23 protein-coding genes are annotated in these 23,293 nt (G+C 67.7%); 8 read left to right on the top strand and 15 right to left on the bottom strand.

Features of this window, described 5'->3' with window-relative positions; genetic code table 11:
• Window positions 1-27: 27 nt before the first annotated feature.
• Both OG921_RS05110 and OG921_RS05105 read right to left on the bottom strand, forming a co-directional pair.
• A complete protein-coding gene (locus tag OG921_RS05110; RefSeq protein ID WP_266111288.1) occupies window positions 28-1,431 on the bottom strand; it encodes a wax ester/triacylglycerol synthase family O-acyltransferase in 1,404 nt (467 codons plus the stop codon).
• A gap of 119 nt (window positions 1,432-1,550) precedes the next feature.
• On the bottom strand, window positions 1,551-2,144 hold the full coding sequence (locus OG921_RS05105; protein ID WP_266111287.1) for a DUF3000 domain-containing protein: 594 nt from the start codon (window positions 2,142-2,144) through the stop codon (window positions 1,551-1,553).
• Window positions 2,145-2,301: 157 nt separating this feature from the next.
• On the opposite strand from OG921_RS05105, the gene hemE reads away from it, so the two are divergent.
• Genes hemE through hemQ form a run of 3 tightly spaced genes read left to right on the top strand, consistent with a single transcriptional unit; the run spans window position 2,302 to window position 5,516 of the window.
• Window positions 2,302-3,384 carry a uroporphyrinogen decarboxylase gene (hemE, locus tag OG921_RS05100; protein ID WP_266111286.1) on the top strand — a complete coding sequence of 361 codons (1,083 nt, stop codon included), beginning with the start codon at window positions 2,302-2,304 and terminating at the stop codon, window positions 3,382-3,384.
• Window positions 3,385-3,412: 28 nt separating this feature from the next.
• Window positions 3,413-4,816, top strand: a complete 1,404-nt coding sequence (locus OG921_RS05095; protein ID WP_266111285.1) for a protoporphyrinogen oxidase — start codon at window positions 3,413-3,415, stop codon at window positions 4,814-4,816.
• A 4-nt stretch (window positions 4,817-4,820) separates the two neighbouring features.
• Window positions 4,821-5,516 carry a hydrogen peroxide-dependent heme synthase gene (gene hemQ, locus OG921_RS05090; RefSeq protein WP_266111284.1) on the top strand — a complete coding sequence of 232 codons (696 nt, stop codon included), beginning with the start codon at window positions 4,821-4,823 and terminating at the stop codon, window positions 5,514-5,516.
• An 83-nt stretch (window positions 5,517-5,599) separates the two neighbouring features.
• Here the strand turns inward: hemQ and msrB are convergent, their stop codons facing one another.
• From msrB to OG921_RS05070, 4 genes are read right to left on the bottom strand one after another with little or no spacing between them, the layout of a single operon-like run.
• The gene (gene msrB / locus OG921_RS05085) at window positions 5,600-6,025 is read right to left on the bottom strand and encodes a peptide-methionine (R)-S-oxide reductase MsrB (protein WP_266111283.1); all 426 of its coding nucleotides are present in this window, start codon (window positions 6,023-6,025) and stop codon (window positions 5,600-5,602) included.
• Window positions 6,022-7,275 carry a glycosyltransferase family 87 protein gene (locus tag OG921_RS05080; RefSeq protein WP_266111282.1) on the bottom strand — a complete coding sequence of 418 codons (1,254 nt, stop codon included), beginning with the start codon at window positions 7,273-7,275 and terminating at the stop codon, window positions 6,022-6,024. The genes msrB and OG921_RS05080 overlap by 4 nt, the downstream gene beginning before the upstream one ends.
• A 48-nt stretch (window positions 7,276-7,323) precedes the next feature.
• Complete coding sequence (locus OG921_RS05075) at window positions 7,324-8,961, bottom strand: alpha/beta hydrolase (RefSeq protein ID WP_266111281.1); 1,638 nt, start codon at window positions 8,959-8,961, stop codon at window positions 7,324-7,326.
• Window positions 8,962-8,981: 20 nt separating this feature from the next.
• On the bottom strand, window positions 8,982-9,752 hold the full coding sequence (locus OG921_RS05070) for a pyrimidine reductase family protein (protein WP_266111617.1): 771 nt from the start codon (window positions 9,750-9,752) through the stop codon (window positions 8,982-8,984).
• A 44-nt stretch (window positions 9,753-9,796) separates the two neighbouring features.
• Between OG921_RS05070 and zapE the strand changes: the two genes are divergently transcribed.
• Window positions 9,797-10,810 (top strand): cell division protein ZapE, encoded by a 1,014-nt coding sequence (gene zapE, locus OG921_RS05065; RefSeq protein WP_266111280.1) that lies wholly within the window; start codon window positions 9,797-9,799, stop codon window positions 10,808-10,810.
• Window positions 10,811-10,820: 10 nt separating this feature from the next.
• On the opposite strand, the gene OG921_RS05060 is transcribed toward zapE, so the two are convergent.
• From OG921_RS05060 to OG921_RS05045, 4 genes are read right to left on the bottom strand one after another with little or no spacing between them, the layout of a single operon-like run.
• The gene (locus tag OG921_RS05060) at window positions 10,821-11,366 is read right to left on the bottom strand and encodes a GNAT family N-acetyltransferase (RefSeq protein ID WP_266111279.1); all 546 of its coding nucleotides are present in this window, start codon (window positions 11,364-11,366) and stop codon (window positions 10,821-10,823) included.
• A gap of 37 nt (window positions 11,367-11,403) precedes the next feature.
• Window positions 11,404-12,756: an MFS transporter gene (locus OG921_RS05055; protein WP_266111278.1), complete on the bottom strand. Its 1,353-nt coding sequence runs from the start codon at window positions 12,754-12,756 to the stop codon at window positions 11,404-11,406.
• Window positions 12,657-13,094 carry a nitroreductase/quinone reductase family protein gene (locus OG921_RS05050; RefSeq protein ID WP_266111277.1) on the bottom strand — a complete coding sequence of 146 codons (438 nt, stop codon included), beginning with the start codon at window positions 13,092-13,094 and terminating at the stop codon, window positions 12,657-12,659. Before OG921_RS05050 ends, OG921_RS05055 begins: the two co-directional genes overlap by 100 nt.
• Before the next feature lie 40 nt (window positions 13,095-13,134).
• Window positions 13,135-13,635: a hypothetical protein gene (locus tag OG921_RS05045; RefSeq protein ID WP_266111276.1), complete on the bottom strand. Its 501-nt coding sequence runs from the start codon at window positions 13,633-13,635 to the stop codon at window positions 13,135-13,137.
• A gap of 154 nt (window positions 13,636-13,789) precedes the next feature.
• Here OG921_RS05045 and OG921_RS05040 point away from each other — a divergent pair, with 154 nt between their 5' ends.
• The 3 genes from OG921_RS05040 to OG921_RS05030 are packed head-to-tail and all read left to right on the top strand — an operon-like array spanning window position 13,790 to window position 15,221.
• On the top strand, window positions 13,790-13,975 hold the full coding sequence (locus tag OG921_RS05040) for a hypothetical protein (protein ID WP_266111275.1): 186 nt from the start codon (window positions 13,790-13,792) through the stop codon (window positions 13,973-13,975).
• Window positions 13,972-14,733, top strand: a complete 762-nt coding sequence (locus OG921_RS05035) for a hypothetical protein (RefSeq protein WP_266111274.1) — start codon at window positions 13,972-13,974, stop codon at window positions 14,731-14,733. The genes OG921_RS05040 and OG921_RS05035 overlap by 4 nt, the downstream gene beginning before the upstream one ends.
• The gene (locus OG921_RS05030; protein ID WP_266111273.1) at window positions 14,730-15,221 is read left to right on the top strand and encodes a hypothetical protein; all 492 of its coding nucleotides are present in this window, start codon (window positions 14,730-14,732) and stop codon (window positions 15,219-15,221) included. The genes OG921_RS05035 and OG921_RS05030 overlap by 4 nt, the downstream gene beginning before the upstream one ends.
• A 129-nt stretch (window positions 15,222-15,350) precedes the next feature.
• Here OG921_RS05030 and fusA read toward each other — a convergent pair whose 3' ends face one another.
• From fusA to OG921_RS05015, 3 genes are all read right to left on the bottom strand, one after another.
• Window positions 15,351-17,342 (bottom strand): elongation factor G, encoded by a 1,992-nt coding sequence (gene fusA / locus OG921_RS05025; protein WP_266111616.1) that lies wholly within the window; start codon window positions 17,340-17,342, stop codon window positions 15,351-15,353.
• Window positions 17,343-17,533: 191 nt separating this feature from the next.
• Window positions 17,534-17,851 carry a hypothetical protein gene (locus tag OG921_RS05020; protein ID WP_266111272.1) on the bottom strand — a complete coding sequence of 106 codons (318 nt, stop codon included), beginning with the start codon at window positions 17,849-17,851 and terminating at the stop codon, window positions 17,534-17,536.
• Between the two features lie 21 nt (window positions 17,852-17,872).
• Window positions 17,873-18,646: an META domain-containing protein gene (locus tag OG921_RS05015; RefSeq protein WP_266111271.1), complete on the bottom strand. Its 774-nt coding sequence runs from the start codon at window positions 18,644-18,646 to the stop codon at window positions 17,873-17,875.
• Between the two features lie 343 nt (window positions 18,647-18,989).
• Here OG921_RS05015 and OG921_RS05010 point away from each other — a divergent pair, with 343 nt between their 5' ends.
• Window positions 18,990-20,000 (top strand): NAD(P)-dependent alcohol dehydrogenase, encoded by a 1,011-nt coding sequence (locus OG921_RS05010; protein WP_266111270.1) that lies wholly within the window; start codon window positions 18,990-18,992, stop codon window positions 19,998-20,000.
• A 15-nt stretch (window positions 20,001-20,015) separates the two neighbouring features.
• Here OG921_RS05010 and OG921_RS05005 read toward each other — a convergent pair whose 3' ends face one another.
• Both OG921_RS05005 and OG921_RS05000 read right to left on the bottom strand, forming a co-directional pair.
• Window positions 20,016-20,450, bottom strand: a complete 435-nt coding sequence (locus OG921_RS05005) for a nuclear transport factor 2 family protein (protein ID WP_266111269.1) — start codon at window positions 20,448-20,450, stop codon at window positions 20,016-20,018.
• Window positions 20,447-23,218, bottom strand: coding sequence for a cation-translocating P-type ATPase (locus OG921_RS05000; protein ID WP_266111268.1), 2,772 nt, complete (start codon window positions 23,216-23,218; stop codon window positions 20,447-20,449). Before OG921_RS05000 ends, OG921_RS05005 begins: the two co-directional genes overlap by 4 nt.
• Between the last annotated feature and the right edge of the window lie 75 nt (window positions 23,219-23,293).

The following is a 23,293-nucleotide window of genomic DNA, read 5'->3' as shown; positions in this document are numbered from 1 at the left end:
GGTTGTCGACTCTACGGGCAGCCGCGCTCAGTCCTCGTCGCGGATCGAGCCCGCCGCCGCGACCAGCTCGTCGAGTGCGTCGGGGAACGTCTCCGCCAGCGACCACAGGTCGGGAACCAACTCGGTGCACGCGATGAGACCGACGTCGAGCTTGTTCTCCCGCGAGATGACGGTGACGTTGAGGCCCGCGCCGTGAAACACCGGCCCGAGCGGATACATACCGGTGATCCGCGAACCCAGGAAGTACAGCGGAACCGGCGGGCCCGGCACGTTCGACACCACGAGGTTGTGGATAGTCGGATGCCGATCGGCGAGGCCGAATGTGGCGTAGAGCCGCATCGCCGCACCGAAGGTCGCCGGCCCGGCGAACTGTGCCCAGTCCTGCAACAGGTTCGCGCCGAGCGCCTCGTTGTGCTCCTTGGACACCGCGTTCGAGTCGGCGATCGCCTTGAGCCGCTGGGCGGGATCCTCGATGTCGGTGCGCAGTTCGTTGAACATTCCGGTGACCTTGTTGGTGCCGGGCCGATCCGATTTGTCGTGCACCGAGACCGGCACCATCGCCACCAGAGATGCCTCGGGGAGCTCGCCCTTGTCCTCGAGATACATGCGCAGGGCACTGGCGACCATGGCGAGCACCACGTCGTTGACCTTCACGCCGAAGGCGCCCTTCACCGCCTTCACCCGGTCGAGGTCGAGCTGCGCCCAGGCCATGCTGCGATGTCCGGTGATGGTGCCGTTGAACGGCGTCCGCGGTGCGGTGAACGGGGCGGGCATGGCCGCGCCACGCTGCGCGCGAGTCACCCAGGCAGGCAACAACGGTATCGAGTTGCCGAGCGCGCGCACCAGCTTGACCGGTCGCGTCGCCATCTCGGCGAGCCCGCCGATGGCGATGTCGACGACGCTACCATCGCCGGTGGACTCGATGGTCTCCTCCGAATCGGTGGGCGGGGCCTGCGGTTCCAGACTGCACAGCTGGGTGATCATGTCCGCGCCGGACACGCCGTCCACGCTGGCGTGGTGCATCTTGATCAGCACCGCGATGCGGCCATCGGCGAGTCCTTCGATGACCCACATGTCCCACAGCGGTTTGTTGCGGTCGAGTTGTTGTCCGGCGATGTGCGAGCACAGCCGCGCGAGTTCGGTCGCGTCACCGGGTTCCGGCACGGCGATGCGGTGGCAGTGCCGTTCGATGTCGAAATCGTCGTCGTCGACCCACACCGGGTGACCGACGTTGAACAGGCTGTCCTTGACCTTGCGCCGGAACTTGGGCAGGCGGGGGATTCGGGCGGCGAGTTCGCTCTGCAACTTCTCGAACGTATAGCCGTCGGGCATCGTGCTTGGATCGAGTTCGATCAAACCGCAGATGTGCAGCAGCTGCGTCGAGGTCTCCAGGTAGAGGAAGCTGGCGTCGAGTCCGCTGAGACGTTCCATCGCATGATAGTAGAACACGTTCTAATATTCCGATGGATAGTCGCCGAACCTGCAGGTGAAGGTTGATGTTTCGCGATGAACCTGGCGGTGAACATCGCGCCGTACGTGTTTGCCGGTCGTTAGGCCCCGGTGCGGTTGCCGAGTTCGGTCACGCCCACCGGGGGCAGCCCCGCCGCATAGGCCAGCACTTCGCAGAACGCCTCGACGTGCGGGGCCAGCTCGACCGACGTCGCAGTCCACGAGGCGCGCAGTTCCAGTTGATGCGCGCGCGGTGGACCGGCGATATCGCCGTAGCGCACGGAGCTCGTCGCGGTCACCGTTCCGCCGAGTGCATTGAGCGGCTCCGACCGCGACTCCAGCGCCTCGGTGAGCCAACTCCAGGCCACCTCGGGCAGCAACGGATCGACAGCCACGTCGGCGTCGAGGTCGGCCTGGATGTAGGCGACCAGCCGCATCGTGCCGTTCCATGCCTCGTCGCCGTCGGGGTCGTACAGCAGGATCAGCCGTCCGAAGGCGTCGCCCTCGGACTGCTCGGGAATGGGGTCGGACTCCGGGTGGGTGACCTCCGCCCCGACGGCATAGGAGTAGGGCGCCAGCCGCTGCGGCGGGCGAATCGGCCCGAGCTCGATGCCCGGGTGGATGGTGGCCGAGTGCATGGCGTCGATGGCGGCGCGAAACTGTGCTGGCTCGGCCGGAGATCCGGGCTTGGTCACAACCCGGCACGCTAGACCCGATGGCGCTGGATGCGGTGGAGGCGCGCCGACCAGCGGGCACGGAGGCGCGCCGACCAGCAGGCACGGAGGCGCGCCGACCCCCGCAGGCACGGAGGCGCGCCGTGTCGCGCCGGCGGGTCGTGAGAACATGGCGGTGATGAGCACAAAGCCAGGTCCGGCCGCGCTGAGCTACCCGACGCGCCGCCAGTTGAGCCAGTCTCCGTTCCTCGCCGCCGCCGCCGGACGCCGTCCCGCGCGCCGTCCCGTGTGGTTCATGCGGCAGGCCGGCCGCTCGTTGCCGGAGTATCGAGAGATCCGCGTCGGGCGGGGCATGCTCGAGTCCTGCTTCGACCCCGAACTGGTCTGCGAGATCACCCTGCAGCCGGTGCGACGACACGATGTCGACGCGGCCATTCTGTTCTCCGACATCGTGGTGCCGCTCAAGGCCGCCGGTATCGGGCTCGACATCGTGGCCGGTGTCGGCCCGGTGATCGACAATCCGGTGCGCACCGCCGCGGACGTCGCTGCGTTGCCCAGGCTGCGGCCCGAGGAGGTCGGGGCGGTCGCCGAGGCGGTCCGACTGCTCGTCGACGAACTCGGCGACGTGGCGCTGATCGGTTTCGCCGGTGCCCCGTTCACCTTGGCGTCCTATCTCGTGGAGGGCGGGCCGAGCCGCAACCACGAGAAGACCAAGGCGCTGATGCATGCCGATCCGGCGACCTGGCACACCCTGCTCGGGGTGCTCACCGACATCACCATCACCTTCCTGCAGGTGCAGTTGCGCGCCGGTGTGGACGCGGTGCAGTTGTTCGACTCCTGGGCCGGCACGTTGTCGCTCGAGCAGTACCGGCAATTCGTGCTGCCGCACAGTCAGCGCCTGTTCGCCGAGGTCGAGGCGGCGGGGGTGCCGCGCATCCACTTCGGCGTCGGCACCGGCGAGTTGCTCGGCGCGATGAGCGAAGCGGGCGCCGACGTGGTCGGCGTCGACTGGCGCGTGCCGCTCGCCGAGGCCGCTCGCCGCGTCGGGCCGGGAAAGGCGTTGCAGGGCAACTTGGATCCCGCGGTGTTGTTCGCCGGCACCGAACCGGTCGCGGCCGAGGTGCGCCGCGTGGTCGCCGACGCGGACCGCGCGCTGACGCTCGGCGCGACCGGACACATCTTCAACCTCGGGCACGGCGTGCTGCCGGATACCGACCCGGACGTACTGACCTCGGTGGTCGAGTTGGTGCATTCGCTGTGACTGGCGGTGCAGGCCGGCGAGCGTCGGCGTGACGCTCCGGTCGGTCGCCGTCATCGGCGGCGGAATCTCCGGGCTCGTCGCGGCATATCGACTGCGCTGCGCACTCGGTCCCGCCGCCACGATCACCATCATCGACGCCGCGAGGCGGTTCGGCGGTTCGTTGCGGACCGTGCCGTTCGCCGACGGCGGAGTCGACGTCGGCGCGGAGGCGTTCGTCGGGCGTCGCCCGGAAGTGGTCGACCTGCTCACCGAGCTCGGCCTGTCCGATCAACTCGTCCACCCGGCCGGTCTGCGTCCGCTCGTGTGGGCGAACGGGTCACCGCATCCGCTGCCTGCGCCCACCCTGATGGGCGTGCCGTCCGGTCCGGACGCGGTCGCCGGTGTCGTCGATGCGGCCACTCGGGAACGTATCGAACGCGAGCCGGCGACGCCGCTGCACTGGGATGCCGGCGCGGACATCAGCGTGGGCGCGCTGGTCGCGAACCGGTTCGGCGAACAGGTGGTGGCGCGTTCGGTGGATCCGCTGCTCGGCGGTGTGTACGCCGGAACCGCCGCGACCATCGGGGTGCGCGCGGCGCTGCCGACGCTCGCCGCGGCGCTCGACGCCGGTGCGCCGAGCCTGTCCGCCGCGGTCGCGTCGGCGATGCCGAAACCTGCGCCGGGCCCGGTGTTCGGCGGGATTCGCGACGGCTACGGCGCGCTGCTCGACGCACTGCGTGAACGCACCGACGCCGTCCTGCACACCGGCACCGCGGTGACCGGTGTGCGCCGCGAGCCCGCCGGCTGGGTGGTCGATCCGCTCGGTGTGGTGGACGCGGTGGTGCTTGCGGTGCCGGCCCCGCGTGCCGCCGCGCTGCTCGCCGACGTCGCTCCGGCCGCTGCGAGCGCCGCGGCCGAAATCGATCTCGCCTCGTCCGCGCTCGTGGTGCTCGCGTTCCCGGCGGGCACCGAATTGCCGTCGAACTCGGGCATTCTGGTGGCAACCGGTGAGCGCCTGGCGGCGAAGGCGTTCACGCTGTCGAGTCGCAAATGGCCGCACCTCGCGCAGCGCGATGCAGTGCTGGTGCGCGCGTCGTTCGGCCGGTTCGGCGACAGCGGGATCGTGGATCGTCCGGACACCGAGCTCATTGCATCGGCCCGCGCCGATCTGGAGACGGTGTGCGGTGTGGCGGCCGAACCGGTGCAAACGCATGTGCAGCGCTGGCGCGGCGGGCTGCCGCAGTACGCGCCCGGACATCTCGACCGGGTGGCCGCAATCAGGGCCGGTGTCGCCGGACTCGATGGTCTGGCGGTGGCCGGCGCATACCTCGACGGAGTCGGTGTACCGGCGTGCGTCGCATCGGGTACCGCCGCCGCGGCGCGGCTGATCGGCCCCGCGGCGGCGCGGCTGGTCGGCCCCGCGGCCGCGTGGCCGACCGCAGTGGAAGGATAGGCACATGGCGAAGCTCGACTATCAAGCACTCAATTCGACGATCCGTTACCTGATGTTCTCCGTGTTCCGGGTGCAGCCGGGCGTGCTCGGCGAGGACCGCGAGGCTGCGCTCAAGGAGGCGCGTGTCTTCTTCGACGGTCTCGCCGACCGCGGTGTCGTGCTGCGGGGAATCTACGACGTGGCTGGGATGCGTGCCGACGCCGATTTCATGTTGTGGACCCACGCCGAGCGGGTCGAAGACCTGCAGGCGGTGTACGCGGATTTCCGGCGCACCACCGAACTCGGTCGCGCCAGCACTCCGGTGTGGAGCAATGTCGCGCTGCACCGTCCGGCCGAGTTCAACAAGAGCCATGTCCCCGCGTTCCTCGCTGGTGAGGATGCGGGAAATTACATCTGCGTGTACCCGTTCGTACGTTCGCTGGACTGGTACCTGCTCCCCGACGAGGAGCGGCGCAAGATGCTGGCGGACCACGGCAAGGCCGCCCGCGGCTACCCGGACGTACGGGCGAACACGGTGAGCTCGTTCGCCCTCGGCGACTACGAGTGGATCCTCGCGTTCGAGGCTCCCGAGCTGCACCGCATCGTGGACCTGATGCGTGATCTGCGCGCCACCGAGGCGCGTAGGCACGTGCGCGAGGAGATCCCGTTCTTCACCGGCCCGCGGGTCGAGGTCGAGCAGCTGGTTGCGGCGCTGCCCTAACCGGCCCACGCACACCTCGCCCTGTTGCCACCGCGCGGGCCCAGGGCCTGCACGATGGCAACGAGAGGTGCGCGTTGGTGTTGTCAGGCCGGGGCGGTGGGCTTCAGCCGCAGCGAGATCGAGTTGATGCAGTAGCGCTGGTCGGTGGGGGTGTTGTACCCCTCGCCCTCGAAGACGTGGCCGAGATGGCTATGGCAGTTGGCGCACAGCACTTCCACACGGCGCATGCCGAGCGACTCGTCGGGGCGCAGGATGACCGCGTCGGAGTCCTTCGGGTCGAAGAACGACGGCCACCCACAGTGCGACTCGAACTTCTCCTTGCTGCGGAACACCTCGGCGCCGCAGGCCCGGCATTCGTAGATGCCCGACGTCTTGGTGTCGGTGTATTCGCCGGTGAACGGCCGTTCGGTCCCGGCCAGCCGCAAGACCTGGAACTCGGCGGGGGACAGCTTGACGCGCCATTCGTCGTCGGTGAGATCGACGGCGGGTTTTTCGTCGGTGGAACTCATGGTTCCACGCTAATACGTTCTTTCCGATCGTGTTGTGCCGGAAGCAGGAATGCGGGGTCGATGCCCTGGTCGAGACGCCCCTCACGGCGGGCACTTAGATAGCGGTCCACCAGCACGCAGGCGATGACGATGAGCAGCAGGCTCCAGCCGAATGTCGTCTTCAGGTACTCGGCAGCTCGGCCCTCGGTCAGGAATCGCGTGGACAGCCAGCTGTCGTAGGACATGAACCCGTAGATCGCGAGCCAGGCGGGCCAGTTGCGCAGTACCGAGTTGCGCAGCACCACGGTCAACAGCAACGGGAACAGCATCATCGAGTAGTACATCTGGCCGAGCGAGCCGATGAGGAACTGCGCGGTGAGCAACACGCCGGAGGCGGTCGCGACGAAGAACAGCTCGTCCTCGCGGTAGTAGCGGTACAGCAGCCACAGCGACGCCAGCACCGCGATCCCGAGCAGTACCCGGATCAGCCAGGTCAGCCCGGTCGGCAGCCCGTAGTACTCACCGTTGCCGACGATCGCGCTATTGAAGTAGTCCCGGGACTCGGCCAGGTACGGCAGCGTGTACTTCACGAAGTCCATCGGGTCCTTGGACAGCGGCCACGCGATCGCGGTCAGCGCGACGGGCACGCCGATCGCGGTGATGAACACCTTCCATTGCCCGCGTGCGAGCGCAATGAGCAGCAACGGCGCCAGGATGGGTTTCACCGCGAGGGTCAGGCCCAACGCGACACCGGCCCACAGATCGCGCCGTTGCAGCAGCAGCATGATGAACGCGACTTCGGCGAGCAGCACGCAGCCGTTGATGTTGGTGAACACCAACGTATTGGTGACCGTTTCCGAGCTGAACATCGCCAGCAGCAGGATCGGCGCCGCGATCGACGACATGCCCAGCTTGAACAGGCGCAACAGCAGATACCAGGCGATGAGGATCGCGACCGCGTTGATCAGGATGAACAGCCAGCGCGACTTTTCCGGATCGATGAGGGCCAGTGGGGCGATCAGCAAGGTGCCGCTGGGCGGATACAGATAGTGCGGATCGACGTAGTCGAAGTTGGTGGTGTAGACCTCGCGGTGGTTGAGGAACGCCAGCGATGCCTTGTAGACGGGCGCGAAATCGTCGGTGATGTAACCGTTGATCGCCTTGATGAACACGCGGTGCAGCACGGTCATCACCGCGATCGGCCACAGCGCGAACCGAACTACCTCGCCCGTGGTGCGCGCGGTACGAGGCTCGAGCTGACTGAACAACACTCGGGCAACCTACACCGAACGGGTGTCCGCGGAGCGCGGACACCCCGCTCACGCCGGGCAGGCGGTTCCGTTTGTCGGCAACTTTGCGGTCGCTGCGTATTCGGCGATCGCCTGCTGTGCGCAGCCGGAGTGTGCGCTGACCGGATGTCCGTAGCCACGCCATTCGATCACCGACGGCCGACCACCCGCATTGGTGACCGCACCGGTCACCGAGCTCGCTCCGCCGCCGCCGACCACCGGGTCGGCGAGGGTCCGCGTGACGAGCACGGGGATGTCGAGCGCGGCGGGTAGGTCGGGAGCTTTGGCGGCGGGCCAGGCCGTGCACGCGAGCATCCCGAGCGCCGCCTGCTTACCGAAGACCGGGTACTGCTGCCCCCAAGTCTCTGTGAGGCCGCGGACCTTCTCGACCGGCGGCCACTGCTGGCCGTCGGTGCACCGGCTCACGAACTCGCCGTCACTGGAAATGGCACCTTGCTCGCGCGGAATCATCGCCTCCAGGGCGGCCGTGTCGCCGTTGGCGGCGGCGGACAGGGCGTCGGAGAGTTCGGCGACATGGTTGGCCTGATCGCTGCGGGGGCTGCCGAGGAAACCGGTCACCACCGTGAGCAGCGCGTTGGCCGAGATCGTGCCCAACTCGCCGGCATCCGCGCGGCGAACCAGATCCGTGATCGCGGCGCGCGGGTCGGCGCCGAGCGAGCAACCGAGCCCGGTGCACCGGGTCGCGAACGCGGTGAGCGCTGCTTCGGCGCCCTGCACCTGCTGTTCGGTGGTCGTGGTGGCGTCCAGCCCGACCCCCTCCGGCGCGTCGAGGACGAGCCGGCCGACGTGCTGCGGATACCGCTGGGCGTAACTCAGCGCGACCTTCGCGCCGTTGCCCGAGCCGATGATGCCGAGTGTGTCGACTTGCCAGGCAAGGCGCAGCTGCTCGATGTCGTCGGCCGCGTGCGGGGTGTCGAACGCGAGTTCGTGCGGTTGCAGGAAGTCCTTGCACGCGACGGTCGCTTCCTGACTCGCCTGGGAGATCGCCGCGGGTTGGTCGGGGGCGCCCTGGGCGTTGTTCAGCAGTTGCTCGCGGACGTCTGGCGGCATGCAGTCGATCGGCGTGGAGGTGCCGATGCCGCGGCGGTCGAGCGCGACGATCGGCCGGGCGCTCAGCAGGCTGCCGACCGGTCCGGAGGCGAGCCCGGCGAGAGTGCTCGTCGACGACCGGTCCGATCCGGAGGTGAGCACGAGCGGGGGCGCGTCGACCGGGGTCTGCGGCAGCCGGGCGCGGGCGACGCCGATCGTGAACGTGCCGAGCACCGCTCGGGAACTGTCGATCGGTGCCGACAGGTCCGCGCATTCGATGATCAGCCCCTCCGGTCCAGGGCCGAATCCGGTTTGATCGAGCTGCGCGTCTGTGCAGTCGCGCCAGGCCAGATCCGATTTCGGAGTCTGCAGATCCGGTGCGGGCGGTGGGCCGGCGGCGCTCGATTCGGTCTCCGCGGGAGAGCCGGGCTCGAGTTGTTCCACGGCGACCGCGGGACGGTTCGAGGGCCCGGCTCCGCAGCCGGCCGAGGCGGCCACCGCGACGAGCACGACCGGCACGGCCGCGTAGGAGCGGAGCCTGCGGAGCGACCCGAATCCGTAGGAGCGGAGCCTGCGGAGCGACCCGAATCCGTAGGAGCGGAGCCTGCGTAGCGACATTCCGCACAGCTTGCCAGGTATCAGCCGCCCCGCCGAGGACGGACCCAGCGGGTGAGCAGTGTGCCGTCTTCGTCGGCGAGCACATGCCCCCGGACCATCGGCCGCGGAGTTGAGGTGGGCGATACCGAGACCCGGCTTTCGAGTCCGCCGACGAGCAGCGGCGATGTGGTCAGGCACAGCTCGTCGACGGCGTCGTCGGTGATCAGCTGACCGAACAGGGATGGCCCGCCCTCGCACAGCACGCGCGGCATGCCGAGTTCGGCGAGCGCGTCGATGATCTCGACGGAGGTGATCCGGTCGTCGCCGATCTCGATTACGCGCGCGCCCGCGTCGCTGAGCCGCCGCTTGTTCTCCTCGGGCGCGGCGGTGCAGGTGAGGACGACAGGAGCCTCGGTGGTGTCGGTGAACAGCCGTGCCTGCGGGTCGAGCGCGGCCCCCAAGGTGACCACAGCGATCGGCGGGACAGGTGTCAGTCCTTGTGCGAGGCGGCGTTCGCGCAGTTGTTCGTCGGTTCGTGCGCCGCCGTAGTCCTCGGCCCGCACAGTGCCCGCGCCGACCAGGATGATGTCGGCGAGTTCACGCAGCAGGTGGAAAACCGCATGGTCGGAGGGGGTGCCGAGCGCACCCGACACCCCGTCGACCGCGATTGCACCGTCGATGCTGGCGACGAAATTGATTCGCAACCAGGGCGCGAGCAGGTCCGGCGGATAGGCGTAGAGGTCGGCCAACGCGGCATCGTCGAGCTCTCGATTGCCGTCTCGACGGCCTGTGACATGAGTCCCAATGTCGATATGCTGCACAAGTCCGATAAGAGCACGTCGTTAGGGTATTTGGCATGCCCGAACGCCTAGTCGACCGAAGTCCGGTCGTTCCGGCGGACCAACTCGTCACCCAAATGGTCCCGCCGCCCATGTTCGACCACGTGAGTTTTGCCTCCTACATCCCGGATCCGAACGAGCCGAGCCAGGCCGCGGCAGTGGCGAAGGCGGAGCAGTTCGCGGACAAGGTGCGCGGTCTGCGCGGCGGCAAGCGCAAGCTGTTCGGCAAGAAGACGCCGGTCTCCGGGGTGGGTCTTTACCTCGACGGCGGCTTCGGCGTCGGCAAGACGCACTTGCTCGCGTCGATCTATCACAGCAGCCCCGAACCGAAGACGTTCGGAACGTTCGTGGAGCTCACGCACCTCGTCGGCGCGCTCGGCTTCAACAACGCGGTCGAGCAGCTGTCGAGCAACAGTGTGCTGTGCATCGACGAGTTCGAACTCGACGATCCCGGCGACACCATGCTGGTTTCCCGGCTGCTGACCGAACTCTCGGCCCGCGGAGTCTCGATCGTGGCGACCTCGAATACGCTGCCCGGTCAGCTGGGCGAGGGACGGTTCGCCGCGCAGGACTTCCTGCGCGAGATCAAGAAGCTCGGCTCGATTTTCGAAACGCTGCGCGTCGACGGTCCCGACTACCGGCATCGCGACCTTCCCCCGGCGCCGGAGCCGACCGATTCGGCGGTGCTGGCCGAGCGCGCGGCCGTGACGCCGGGGGCAACCCTCGACGACTTCGACGCGTTGCTCGCGCATTTGAGCACGCTCCATCCATCCCGGTACAAGAAGCTCGTCGAGGGTCTGAGCGCCATATTCATCTCCGGAGTGCATCCGGTCCAGGATCAGGCGGTGGCCCTGCGCGTCGTTGTGCTCGCGGACCGGCTCTACGACGCGAGCATCCCGGTCACGGTGTCCGGCGCCAAGCTCGACGAGATCTTCACCGAGGAGATGCTGCACGGCGGGTACCGCAAGAAGTACCTGCGCGCGACGTCGCGTCTGCTCGCGCTGTCCCGGTTCGAGGTGCCGACCGCCTAACCGCGCTGAACTAGCCGCTCAGTGGCCGGCACATGACGTAGTCGTGGTGGGTCTGTGCGCCGACCTGGAACGTCTTGGTGCCGACCTGCCTGAAACCGTGCTTGGCGTAGAAGCGCTGGGCGCGGGAGTTGAGTTGGTTGACTCCGAGCCACACCGCCGCGCAGCCAATGTCGCGCGCGTGCTCGACCGCGGCCTCCATCAACGCGCCGGCGACGCCGGTGCCCTGGTGGCCGGGAAGGACGTACATCTTGCTGATCTCGAGCAGGGGACGAGCAGAAAGCACGGCCGCGACGTCGGAGTCGGCGGGTTCGTCGGCGATGAGCATGATGTATCCGACGATGGTGCCGCGCTCGACGGCCTTGAGTACCGTGTGCGTCGGCTCGGAGAGGTACTCGCCGAACCGATCGATCGACAGCACGTCGTTGATGAAGATCTCGATGTCTTCGTCGGTGGCTTGCGGAGGGCAGGCGAGCGGAAAGGTGACGGCGGCAACGTCGCTGAGCGCCTCTGCGTCCCAGAGGCCGGCTCGGCTGACGTCCACGATGACGTCGGGCATTGGCTCAGTGTAGACAGCGGCGTACCGCGCAGGTCGATCATCCATGGTTTATCGACGCAGAATCGACGCGCGTTCGTTGCTGGGCGGCGAACACCGGGGCGAGCATGATCAGCAGGCCGGCGAAGATCAGCGGTACAACGAATCCGACGCGCAGCGATGTGCCGACCGCGATCGCCCCGACGACGCCGCCGCCGATCAGGGTGCCCGCGTAATTGAAGATGTTGAGCCGGGCGACGGCGGCGTCGAGACCGGGCCCGCTGGTGAGATGTCCGAGCGTGCTGAAGCACAGCGGGGCCACCAGTGGCACGCCGAGGCCGACGACGAGGAAGCCGGCGATGGCGACGGCGGGGTTCGGGGCGAGTACCACGATCAGCATGCCGAGCACCCCGAGTGCGCCGCCGCCGCGGATCACCGCGACCTCGCCGAACCGGCGCACCCAGAGGTCGCCGGTGAGGCGGCTGAGCAGGGCAGCGCCCTGGTACGCGGCAAGCCCGAGCGCCGCGGTGGCCGCGTCGGCGGACAGCACGTCGTCGAGGTAGAGCGCGGACCAGTTGCCGATGGCGAGGTCGATGGCGAAGAACAGCGCCATCGCGACTCCGAGTGCGACGAAGATGCGGGTAGGGATGGCCACGACGGTGTGGCCGAGTGGGGTCGGTGCTCCGGTGCGCGCCTCGAGGAGGTACCGGCCGGCGCCTGCACCGACGATGGCGACGAGAATCGCGGCGATCACGACCGACACCTGCAGCGAGACATTGATGGCCGAGCAGACCGAGACGTACAGCGCGCCGACGATGGCGCCGGCGCTCCAGGCCGCATAGAACGACGACAGGATGATCGTGCCGTAGCCGTGTTGGATGGCGACGGCCTGCATGTTCGTGCTCGCGTCGACAATCCCGAGCGCGATGCCGTACCCGGCGAGCGCGATAAAAAGTGCGATCGGTCCGGGGGCAAGCGCGATGCCGAGGCCGGTGACGGCGATCAGCGCGAGTCCGGCGCGAAGTGTCACCCGACTCGATCGCTTGAGCGCGATCCGTTCGGCGACGACGCTGCCGACGCCGGCGAGCAGCGAGATCAACACCACGACACCGACCACCAGACCCTCGCCGAACCCGTACCGGTCGCGGATCTGCGGCAACTGGGTGAGCACCACGGCGAGGAAGAAGCCCTGCACGGCGAACGCGACGGCGGCGCTGATCCGCGCCGATCGCAACTGCCCATGCACCATGGCTGGCGATTTTACGTGGCGCAGCTCACGTTTGTCCCGTGCGGCTGGGCGGTTGTCCAGATCGGCTACTTCTGCGGAGTCAGCACCGCGATCGGAATTGTGCGGCCGGACTTGCGTTCGTAGTCGAGGAACCCGGGCGACTCGACGATGACGACGTCGCGCCACAGCGCATCGCGCTCCTCGCCCACGGCGATGTGTACGCCGACCTCGGACTCCGACGACTTGATCCGGATACGCGCCCGATCGGTCGCGGCGAGATTCTTGAACCACTGCGGATCCTCGCTGTAGCCGCCGGCCGAGCCGATGACGAGATAGCCACCGTCGCGCTCGATGTAGCAGACCGGCGCTGTCCGTTCGACACCGGATTTCCGGCCCGGCACGGTGAGCAGCATGACCGGCAGGGGACCATTCGCCCAACTGCCGAGCTTGCCGTTGGTGCGGCGGTAGAGCGCCGACATCAGCCGGTTCATGGTCGCCCACAACTTCGTTCCGATGGGATGCACCTTGCCGATCTTTGCCGATCGCGCGTTGTTGCGCGCGGTTTCAATGCAGCCGAAGCTCGAGTACGACGCCGCCGCTGCGCCAGGTCTGGTAGAGGTCGGCGCGGTTGGGGGTGCCGTCGGGGCCGAATCCGATGCCGTTGTTCGCTGCGTTGACGTGGTTGTCGCGCGCGACGATGTCATAGAGCCGCATCACGTCCTGCTCGCCGGTGTGCACTGTGACGTCCGCGAGCCGTTTCGCGCCGCGCAGCCGGATGGTCACCGGCTCGTCGGGACGCAGGTTGCGCTGCCAGGGACGGACCCGAGTACCGACAATAAGGGCGTTCTCGTGCGGCGTGTACGCGACGGGAATCCGGTAGGTCTTACCGCTCTTGCGGCCGACGATCTCGATGGTGAGCAGTTTCGTGCCGATGCCACGGGCGAGCAGCGGCGTGCGCAGCAGTACGCGGATCACTCGATTCAGCGCGCCCTGGTAGCGCGAAATCGGTTTGGGGCCGGTGGTGGTGGGTTGGCCGTATTTCGTGACGGTGTTGTCGGTGGGCATGGCGGTCCTCACGCTGGTGGGCGGGGCGCGATCGCAATATTTACTGAGTCAGCAATCAGTAATCTAGTCCGCGCCAGGCAACCTGGCAACACCCGGCCGGCGATGCAGGCAAATCGTCAGGCGCGGAGGCAGATTCACCGATACCGTCATCGCCGTGACGGTCGTTGGGCGATACGAGACTCCCGGGCGGTTGCGCGATGCCCCGGAGGGCTCGCCGTTCTACGAAGCCTGGCACCGGGTCGTTGGCGACCTGACTGCGGATCGGGTCGTGCTGAGCGGAGCAGGCCATTCGGTGGATCCGCGCAGGTTTCGCTCGACGTCCGCAACCGGCGCACGTTGACCTGGACCTGTACCGGCTTCTCGCGGCCGTTGTTGGTCGAGCATCGCGATGATCGCGCCGCCGCGTTCGCCGCGGGCGAGGACCGTGCCACGCAGATCGAGTACCTGGAGTGGCATGTCACGCGCGTCGACGGACGGATCCAGCGGGTCGAGTTCAGCACCGAAACGCCCGAGTACTACCGCACGCTCGCGGCGAGTGACCCCGATGCCGTACTCGCCCTGTACCGGCAACTCGTCGATCCCGGGGTGCGGTCCGAGGAGATCTTTCCCGGTGGCGTCTACGACCCGATGAACCGCTGGAACACCACCGACGGCATCGTGCACTACATCATGCGGGTCAACTCGATGAAGGATCTGCTCGGTGTCTCGCAGGAGGCGCCCGTCCCGGCCACCGCCCGGGACGGGTACGACGCGCTGCCCTACCGCCGCGCCACCGGGGCCGACGCCCGGATCGGATTCGACCACTGGGCAATTGCCCGGACCGGGTTGTCGATCGGGACGGCGAACCCACCGGGGATCTACATGATCGAGTGGGACGACAGCGGTTTCGCGTGTCCCGACGGCACCCCGGTGGGCGACTACTGGACCGTGCTGCGCGGTTTGCCCGGCGCGGCATTGCGACTGCGCTACGAGGTGCCCGCCGCCGATGGATTCACGGTGAGCGACATCCACATCGGTGGACGGCCGATCACCGCCGGCGGTCACCTCGCCGAGCACATCGTGATGTCCGCCCACATCGTGTGCGGGATCGAGCAGTGACCGCACCCGAGCCGGTGTACGACGCTGTTGCCGCCGCGAATATCCAGGGCAACATCATTCCCGGCTTCACGAAGGACCATCAGTACTTCCTGTTTCTCCGGTTCGATGATCGCGCCGGCGCACGCCGGTTCACCACCTGGCTCGCGCCGCGGGTCACGAGTATGGCGGAGGCACTGGACTTTCGCGCGCGCCGGCGGACCGAACATGTCGCCGGCCAGTCGGCAGTGTGGACGGCGGTTGCGTTCTCGTACAAGGGGATTGCGACGTTGGCGGGTAGCGAGTCGGCGGATGCGTTCGGAGAGCACAGTTTCCGCCAAGGCCTGTCCGCCAGGTCGGCCTATCTCGGCGACCCGACTGCGTCGGAGCGTCTTGGCTCGCAAGTGAACTGGTCGGTCGGTGGGCCCGGCAACGAAGCTCACGCTCTGATCGTGGTCGCGATCCGCTCATCGGTCAGCGCAACGCGCACTGCGACCGAACCCGGACATTGACGCTGCCGCGCGCGGACGGAAGCGTCGTCGAGGTGCCGGTGCCGGGGGAGTGGGTCACCCCGACCGGCGGTGGTTACTTCTTCGCCCCACCGATCTCCGCGCTGACCGGCGCCCTCGTGGTCCAGCCTGTTAGGGACGTTCCTGATATGCCTTGAACGACATGGTAAATCGGCCCCGCCCATGTGTCATCGAGCGGAGCGTGACGGCGTAGTCGAGCATGTCGGCGTGCGGGACGGTGGCCACGACGACGGCGTTGTCGGCCCCGGAAATCTCGGTGCCCTCGATCTGGCCGCGCCTGCGGCCGAGGTCGGCGAGCACGTCGCCCTGCAGAGCGCTCGGCACCTTCACCTCGACGTGCATCATCGGCTCGAGCACGACGGTGCCGACCTTCTCGATCGCTTCGCGCAGCGCCAGCGCGCCGGCCATGCGGAAACTGTGGTCGTCGGAATCGACCGAGTGGTGCTTGCCGTCGACGACGGTGGCCTTGACGTCGACGAGTGGGAAGCCGTGCGTCCCGCCGCGGGCCATCGCTTCGTGGATGCCCTTGCCGACGGCGGGCACCAGCGATTTCGGGATCACGCCGCCGCGAGTCTCGTCCGCGTACTCGAATCCACTGTCGCGGGCGAGCGGTTCGAAGCGCACGAGCGCGACGCCGAACTGTCCGTGCCCACCGCTCTGCTTCTTGTGCCGGCCTTCGGTTTGCGTTGATCCGGCCAGCGTTTCGCGGTAGGCGACTTTGACCGGCTCGGTGCCGACTTCGATGCCGAAGCGGCGCTTCACGCGGGCGAGCGCGGACTGCACGTGCACATCGCCGGCACCGGAGAGCACGCGCTGGTGTGTATCGCTGTCCCGCGTGACCCGCAGCGATGGATCGTCGCGTACGAGCTCGGTAAGGGCCGTGCTGAGCTTGTCCTCCTCGCTGGTGCTCTGTGCCGCGACCGCGACGCCGTAGACCGGCTGCTGGTTCTCGATCGGTGGCACTTCGAGGGTCGAACCGGCAGGCGCGAGAGTGTCGCCGGTGGCGACGTCGGTGAGCTTGATCGCGCCGATGATGTCACCCGCGACCGCGGTGTCGATCGGCGAAGTCTTGCCACCGAAGACACGCAGCAGGTTGTGCATCCGTTCCCGGGTACCGGTGCGCTGGTTCACCACGACGTCGTCCGCGTGGATGGTGCCGGAGAGGATCTTCAGCAGCGCCACCTGGCCGACATAGTCGTCGGTCTGGGTCTTGAAGACGTAGGCGAGCGGATCGCCTTCGGGATTGCATTTGACTTCGTTGCCGGAACCCACTGCCAGCGACGGCATCTCGCTCGGCGCGGGGGCGATTCGGGTGATGAATTCGAGGAGGCGGTCGACGGCGATCGCCTCGGTAGCCGACCCGCACAGCACCGGCCACATGATCCCGGTCGCGAAACCGTGGTGCAGCGCATGGCCGAGTTCGTCCGGGCTTATCGCCTCGCCGTCGAGATAACGCGACATGAGGTCGTCCTCGAGTTCGACGACGTCCTCGAGGAGATGCTCGTGTTCGGCGTGCTCGCGGTCCGCGATCCCCGGTGGGAGGTCGGCCGATTCGATTGCGGTGCCCGAGTCGTAAAGGAAGACATGCTCGGTCAGTAGGTCGGCGACGCCGTTGAACGCCGAAGCAGCACCGACGGGCAACTCGACGGGTTCGACGCCGGATCCGAAATGCTCCCGCAGCCCGGCGAGCGCCGCGTCGAAGGAAGCGTTCTCCTTGTCCATCTTGTTGAGGAAGATCAGCCGTGGGATGTTTCGGTCCGCGGCGGCCTCCCACATCAGCTCGTCGTTGACCTGCAGGCCGGCGACGGCATCGACGACGAACACGGCAGCGTCGGCGACTCGTAGGGCCGCCGACGCGTCGCCGATGAAATCCGCGTACCCCGGGGTGTCGATAAGGTTGATGCGGTGGTCGTTCCACTCGAAGGAGGCGATGCCGAGAGTGAGCGACTGTTGGCGCTCGCGTTCCTCGGGCTGGTTTCCCAGGATCGTGTTGCCGGCATCGACGCGGCCTGCCCGCGGGACCACGCCGGCCCGGAACAGCATCGCCTCGGCGAGCGTGGTCTTGCCGTTGCCCTGATGCCCGATGAGCGCAACGTTGCGTATCGAAGGTTCGGTGCGGTTGTTCGGGGCGATGACTCCGGCCTTTCTGTGTGATCTGTAACACAGCAGCCCCAGGCTAGTCCGAACGGCCGGCGGAGCGGGACCGTTCGGCCGGCTCAGGCCCGGAAGTGCCCGAGGGGGGAAGTGACGACAGCCGTCGAATCCAGTGCGCCCGCCAGATGCGCGCACATATTTCAACCGCGCACCTTGCCGCCGTTCACTGGCCACAGATCGAGCTCGACGAAATGGTCGGGCAGTTCAGCACTGAGCCGGGGCAGCAGGTCGCGACCGCGGCGCTCGTATTCGGCAGCCGTCTGCGCGGACGACCAGCCGGTCTCGTAATGGAAGTGCGCTTCGAAATGCTCCTGCCACTTGCGAATGTCGTGTTCCAACTCTTCGGTCAGGCCGAGATGCTTGCCGTCGGTACCGCCGAGGCTGTCCCAGAGCGGCCAGATGCAGCAGTAATCGTTCATCAGCCTGAGGTAATGATCCGTCGGCATTTCGTCGGGCACCACAGCAAGGTAGCGGTGCGATCACTGTGCGCGCAGTACCAGTCCGGTGCCATCGGGCTTGCGCAGCGTCAATTTGTCGGCGTCCACCGTGGCCTCGACGGTGCCGGACAGCACGGCGAGTACCGACTGTTCCACCTCGGCAAGGTCGGGCTCGCAGGCCATCCGGGTGGTGGCGAGGGGTCCGAACTCGATGGTGGTGCCGCTCGCAGGCTCGGAAACCGTTGCGGGACCGTTGAAGTTGTTACAGCCAGTGTTGCCTGTGACGGCGCCGCTCGGGTCGAGCACCAGATGCGCCGCCGCGCGCTCCAAGGCCACCGACGTGGTGATCGCGCCCGATGCGATCGTGCTCTGCACCAACCAGTTCGTGCCGATCAGCGGGCGATTGGGGTCGGCAACCGTGCGATCGAGCAGAGTGACAACTTGGTCGCCGGTGCGGAGCGTCAGTGTGTCGCCGTCGAGCGCCCAGGCCGGTTGCGCACCCAGCAACGTGGCTACCCACGCGTCGGCATCGCCGCGGTCGCCCGGGCACGCCATCATCGTCGTGGCGAGGTCACCGGTCGTCACCTTGCCGTCGGACAGGTCCACCGACGCGCTTGCCCGATTGCAGCCGGCGAAGGCGGAAATCTGCTCGTCGGCGAAGCCGAGTTCGAGCGGGCCGCCGCCGGGGATCGGCGCGCCTTGTACCTCGGTGGACACGAACTCGTGCCCCATCGGTGTCGGATCGTCCGGGTCGGCGGCAGAGCACGCCGCCAGCGCGACCAACGCGACGGCCAGCGTGAGTGCGATCTTCGGCATGGCGGTTCACCCGTTCCTGAGTAGTCGAGTCCTATCGTTCCTCATGGCCGGGGAATTCGGGCAGGCGACCCGAAGGCGTTTCGAAGCTGCGTCGCTACTTGGATCGGCCGGGACCGGGCTACGGGCCGCGCGGGCCTACCGAGGTGATCGACGACCCGCGCCGCAGGTCCACCGAGCCTGTCCGCCCGGCGGGTTTCCGTCGCTGGTGGTCATCGCCAACGCGTGGGGCGCGATTGTGCCACCCGACGGCTGGATGGCCGAAGACACCCAGAAGCTTCGGGCCTAGCTCGGCGAGATCGGCGGGGATGGCTGATCGGGCGAAAAACCTCGCTACGGTGGATCGGTGCGCGCGGTCGTTCAGGATCGGTACGGACCACCATCCGAGGTGCTCGCGGTGCGCGACGTCGAGCGTCCGAGGCCCGGGCCCGACGAGGTGCTCGTGCAGGTCCAAGCGGCGTCCGTGCATCCGGACGTGTGGCATGTGGTCACCGGTCGGCCCTACGCGCTTCGACTGATGGGATCGGGGCTCCGCCGCCCGACGCGCCGGATCCCCGGCACCGACATGGCCGGCCTGGTGGTCGAGACCGGCGACGGCGTGGCCGGTTTCGCGCCCGGCGACGCGGTGTTCGGTGAGACCGTCCGGGGGTACCAGTGGCGCAATGGCGGTGCGTTCGCCGAGTACGTGGCTGTCCCGGCGCAAGTGCTTGCGCCCCGGCCGGCGAACCTCACCCCAGCCCAAGCTGCGGCGGTCCCGACCTCGGGTCTGATTGCGCTGCACAACCTTCCAGACGCAGATGCACTCGCGGGGCGGAGCGTGTTGGTGAACGGCGCGGCGGGCGGGGTCGGCGCGTGCGCGGTGCAGATCGCCCGGGCCAGGGGCGCGACGGTCACCGGCGTGGACGCAGGGGCCAAACTCGACTTTGTGCGCGCTCTGGGCGCCGATCGGGTTGTCGACTACGAGCACACCGATTTCACCCGCACCGGGGAGCGGTTCGACGTCATCTTCGATGTGCCGGGGAACCACGGGTTCTCGGCCTGCCGTCGTGCACTCACGTCGACGGGGGTCTACATCCTGATCGGGCACGACCAGTTCGGCGCGTCGGCGGGCCGATGGCTCGGCAGCATGCCACGTGTGCTGGGCTTGGTTGCACGCTCGCCATTCACCAAACACCTTCCCGGCCCGAGTGTTTCGATGCCGGACAAGGGTACATCGATGGCTGCGCTTGCCGACCTCGCGGCTGCGGGACAGCTCCGACCGGTCGTGGACGAAAGCTACCCGCTCGACGAGGTCGCCGCGGCACTGCGGCACCTGCAGTCCGGCACCGCCCGCGGCAAGATTGTGCTCACTCCCTGACGGTGGCCACTGGATCTAGCCCGGCCGCAAGTGATCCGAGGTATCGCCGGTGAAATCGAGCAGCGAATAGTCGCGTGCGGCGAACGCCCATCCGTCCTGGGCGCGGACGACGGTGTCGTGGTGGCGGCCCGAGGCGATGATGTCGATCCGGCCGTCGCGGGGTTGCAGCACCGTGTAGCAGGATCGCACTCGCGCTCGGTCGGGACCGTCGAATTCGATCATCGGGTTGGTGATCAGGTGCCGGGTCCTGGGCGTGCCGTCGGCATGCAGTATCACCATCTCGCGAAACATCTGTTCGACATAGGCGGCGCCGCGGCCGATCACGGTCTCTCCGATCGTGATGTCGGCATCGGCGAAAAGCGCTGCCACCGAACCGAAGTCACCCGAGTCGAGCAACTCTGCGTACCGGTAGAGCAAGGCGCAGATGGTGTACTCGTCGCGGCCGGTCATCGTGGCGCCGCCGTGGCCCTGCGGCGTCGATCGCGGGCGCGCAGGACCACCTTGACCACCTCCTCGATCCACAACACGGTTGATCCGATCGCGATGGCGACCAGCCATTGGTCGGAGGTGAGCCCGGTGGTGTCGAACAGGTCCTGCAGGAAGCCGACGTGCACGACCGCTACCTGCAGGACGATCACCGCGACGAGCGACACCCAGATGGCCGGGTTGGTGAACGATTGCGGTGAGAACACCGAGCGGGTGTCGGACCGGACGTTGAGCAGGTTGAAGACCTGGAAGAACACGAACGTCGTGAACGCGAGAGTGGTCACGAAGAGTGGGTCGTCGGCGCTGTCGGGAAACATATCGTCGGCGAACGCGAGAACGCAGATGGTGCCGATGGCCATCACGACGCCGAAGGTGAGAATCCGGCGAATCCTTGCGCGGGTGAGCAACTGTTCGTTTGCCGGGCGTGGCTTGTCGGTCATCACGGACGGTTCGGTCGGATCGACGCCCAGGGCCAGGGCCGGTGGGCCGTCCATGATGATGTTCACCCACAGGATCTGCAGGGCGGTGAACGGCGCCCCGCCGGCGAGGTCGAGCACCCCCGCGCTGAGGAAAATGAGCACGAAGCCCCACGCGGTGGTGAGTTGGAACTTCACGAACTTGATGATGTTGGCGTAGATCCCGCGTCCTTCGCGGACGGCGGCGACGATGGTGCTGAAGTTGTCGTCGGTGAGAATAATGTTGGCCGCGCCCTTGGACACGTCGGTTCCGGTGATGCCCATGGCGATTCCGATGTCGGCCTGCTTCAGCGCGGGCGCATCGTTGACACCGTCGCCGGTCATGGCCACCACGCCGCCGTCGGCCTGCAACGCCTTGACCATTCTGATCTTGTGCTCCGGCGCGACCCGGGCGAGCACCCCGAATTCGCGCGCGCGTGCCACGAGTTGGTCGTCGTCGAGGGCGTCGAGCGCGGCGCCGGAGGCGGCGTCGCCGGTGATGCCCAGGTTTCGGGCAATCGCGGTCGCGGTGGTCAGATGGTCGCCGGTGAGCATGTGTACATGGATTCCCGCTTCGTGTGCGACCTCGATCGCCGCGGCGGCTTCTGGGCGGGGTGGGTCGACGATTCCGACCAGCGCGTAGAGGGTGAGGCGGTCGACCTGGTCGAACAGCGCCGCCGAGTCGCCGGGCAGAGTGTCGCCGATCTCGCGTCCGGCGATCATCAGTGTCCGCAGACCCTCGGCCGCCAACTCGTCGACTCGCGCCCGAATACGTTCGTGATCGGCGGCTTCGAGCGGCCGCACCCCGTTCTCGGCGAGCACCGACCCGGCCCGCTCGAGCAGCACGTCCGGCGCACCCTTTACGCAACAGCGGTAAATCGTGGCGGCGTCTGAAGTGTGGCCATGGAAGGTCGCCATGAACTTGTAGTCGGAGTCGAAAGGGACCTCCGCGACCCGGGGAAGTGCTTCGCGTGCGCCGTCGACGTCGATTCCACCCTTTTCGGCGAGCACCACCAGCGCACCCTCGGTGGGATCACCGACCAGTGTGCCGTCGTGCACGGAGGCGTCATTGCACAACGCCATCGCGGTCAGCGCATCGGTCAAGTCGGGCAACGGGATGCCGTCGCCGGTGAGGATCTGGCCGGTGGTCGCGTAGCCCTCGCCGCTGACCCGGAAGCCACGCCCGACGATGTGCAATCGACGCACCGTCATCTGGTTGAGCGTCAGGGTTCCCGTCTTGTCGGTCGCGATGTCGGCGGTGCTGCCCAGGGTTTCCACCGCAGAGAGCTGTTTGACGATCGCGCCGCGTTGCGCCAGCCGCGACGCGCCCATGGCCAGCGTGAACGCGACAACCGCCGGCAGACCCTCGGGGATGGTGGCCACCGCGAGCGACACGGCGGTCAGCAGCAGGTCCGTCCAGGAGTCACCTCGGGCCAGGCCCATCACAAACACGAGGGTCACGACCACCAGGGCGATGATGGTCAACGTCTGCGCCAGCTTGTCGATCCGGCGTTGCAGCGGGGTCTTGTCGCCGCCGGCCTGCCCGAGCATCGTTGCGATGGCACCGATCTCGGTGTCCATACCGGTGCCGGTCACCACCATCGCCGCCCGCCCCCGGGTGAGCGCGGTGTTCATGTAGAGCATGTTGGTGCGGTCGGCCAGCGGGAGGTCCGCGTCGTCGAGTTTCTCCAGGAACTTCTCTACTGGCTGCGACTCACCGGTCAACGCCGATTCGGCCACCTGCACGTTCGCGGCCTCGACGACCCGGCCGTCCGCAGGGACCGAGTCACCGGCCTCGAGCAGCACCACGTCACCGGGGACGAGTTCGGAGCGGGCGACTTCCTGGAGTCGACCGTCGCGGCGTACCCGCGAGTTGGCGACCGCCATGTCGCGCAGGGCCTGCAGGCTGTTTTCGGCGCGCGCTTCCTGCAGGTAGTTCAACACAGTGTTCAGCGTGATCACTGCGAGGATTACGACCGGCGTCTCCCACTCGTGGGATACGAGGGCGCTGACCGCAGCGGCGACCAGCAGCACGATCGTCATCTGGTCGGTGAGCAGGCGCGCGACCTTCTTCCAGCGCGGATCCTTCGCCGCTTCGACGAGCAGGTTCGGCCCATGCTCGCGCAGCCGGTCCGCGGCTGCGGTCGCTGTCAGCCCGGTGGCGGCGTCGACGCCGAACGCGGTTTCGATGTCGGTGGTGGAGCGGGTGAACCAGGGCTCTGGTTGGTCGGGGGACCGGTCGGCTACAGAGGCTGTCGGGGTGTTGCCGGAAACCATGCGCGAACTCCTCCGCGTCGGGATGTTCGGTTCGATCACACTCGCGCAGTCATCCTACGAACAATCGGGGCCGCG

It is taken from the genome of Aldersonia sp. NBC_00410, from assembly GCF_026342035.1.
GTDB lineage: Bacteria > Actinomycetota > Actinomycetes > Mycobacteriales > Mycobacteriaceae > Aldersonia.
This window is presented reverse-complemented; position numbering and strand designations above follow the sequence as displayed.

What these genes read in the sequence shown, in the direction of transcription:
- OG921_RS05110 (WP_266111288.1), bottom strand. Translation starts at nt 1,431, where the DNA reads ATGGAACGTCTCAGCGGACTCGACGCCAGCTTCCTCTACCTGGAGACC.
- hemE (WP_266111286.1), top strand. Translation starts at nt 2,302, where the DNA reads ATGAGCACAAAGCCAGGTCCGGCCGCGCTGAGCTACCCGACGCGCCGC.
- hemQ (WP_266111284.1), top strand. Translation starts at nt 4,821, where the DNA reads ATGGCGAAGCTCGACTATCAAGCACTCAATTCGACGATCCGTTACCTG.
- msrB (WP_266111283.1), bottom strand. Translation starts at nt 6,025, where the DNA reads ATGAGTTCCACCGACGAAAAACCCGCCGTCGATCTCACCGACGACGAA.
- OG921_RS05075 (WP_266111281.1), bottom strand. Translation starts at nt 8,961, where the DNA reads ATGTCGCTACGCAGGCTCCGCTCCTACGGATTCGGGTCGCTCCGCAGG.
- zapE (WP_266111280.1), top strand. Translation starts at nt 9,797, where the DNA reads ATGCCCGAACGCCTAGTCGACCGAAGTCCGGTCGTTCCGGCGGACCAA.
- OG921_RS05060 (WP_266111279.1), bottom strand. Translation starts at nt 11,366, where the DNA reads ATGCCCGACGTCATCGTGGACGTCAGCCGAGCCGGCCTCTGGGACGCA.
- OG921_RS05045 (WP_266111276.1), bottom strand. Translation starts at nt 13,635, where the DNA reads ATGCCCACCGACAACACCGTCACGAAATACGGCCAACCCACCACCACC.
- OG921_RS05015 (WP_266111271.1), bottom strand. Translation starts at nt 18,646, where the DNA reads ATGCCGAAGATCGCACTCACGCTGGCCGTCGCGTTGGTCGCGCTGGCG.
- OG921_RS05005 (WP_266111269.1), bottom strand. Translation starts at nt 20,450, where the DNA reads ATGACCGGCCGCGACGAGTACACCATCTGCGCCTTGCTCTACCGGTAC.
- OG921_RS05000 (WP_266111268.1), bottom strand. Translation starts at nt 23,218, where the DNA reads ATGGTTTCCGGCAACACCCCGACAGCCTCTGTAGCCGACCGGTCCCCC.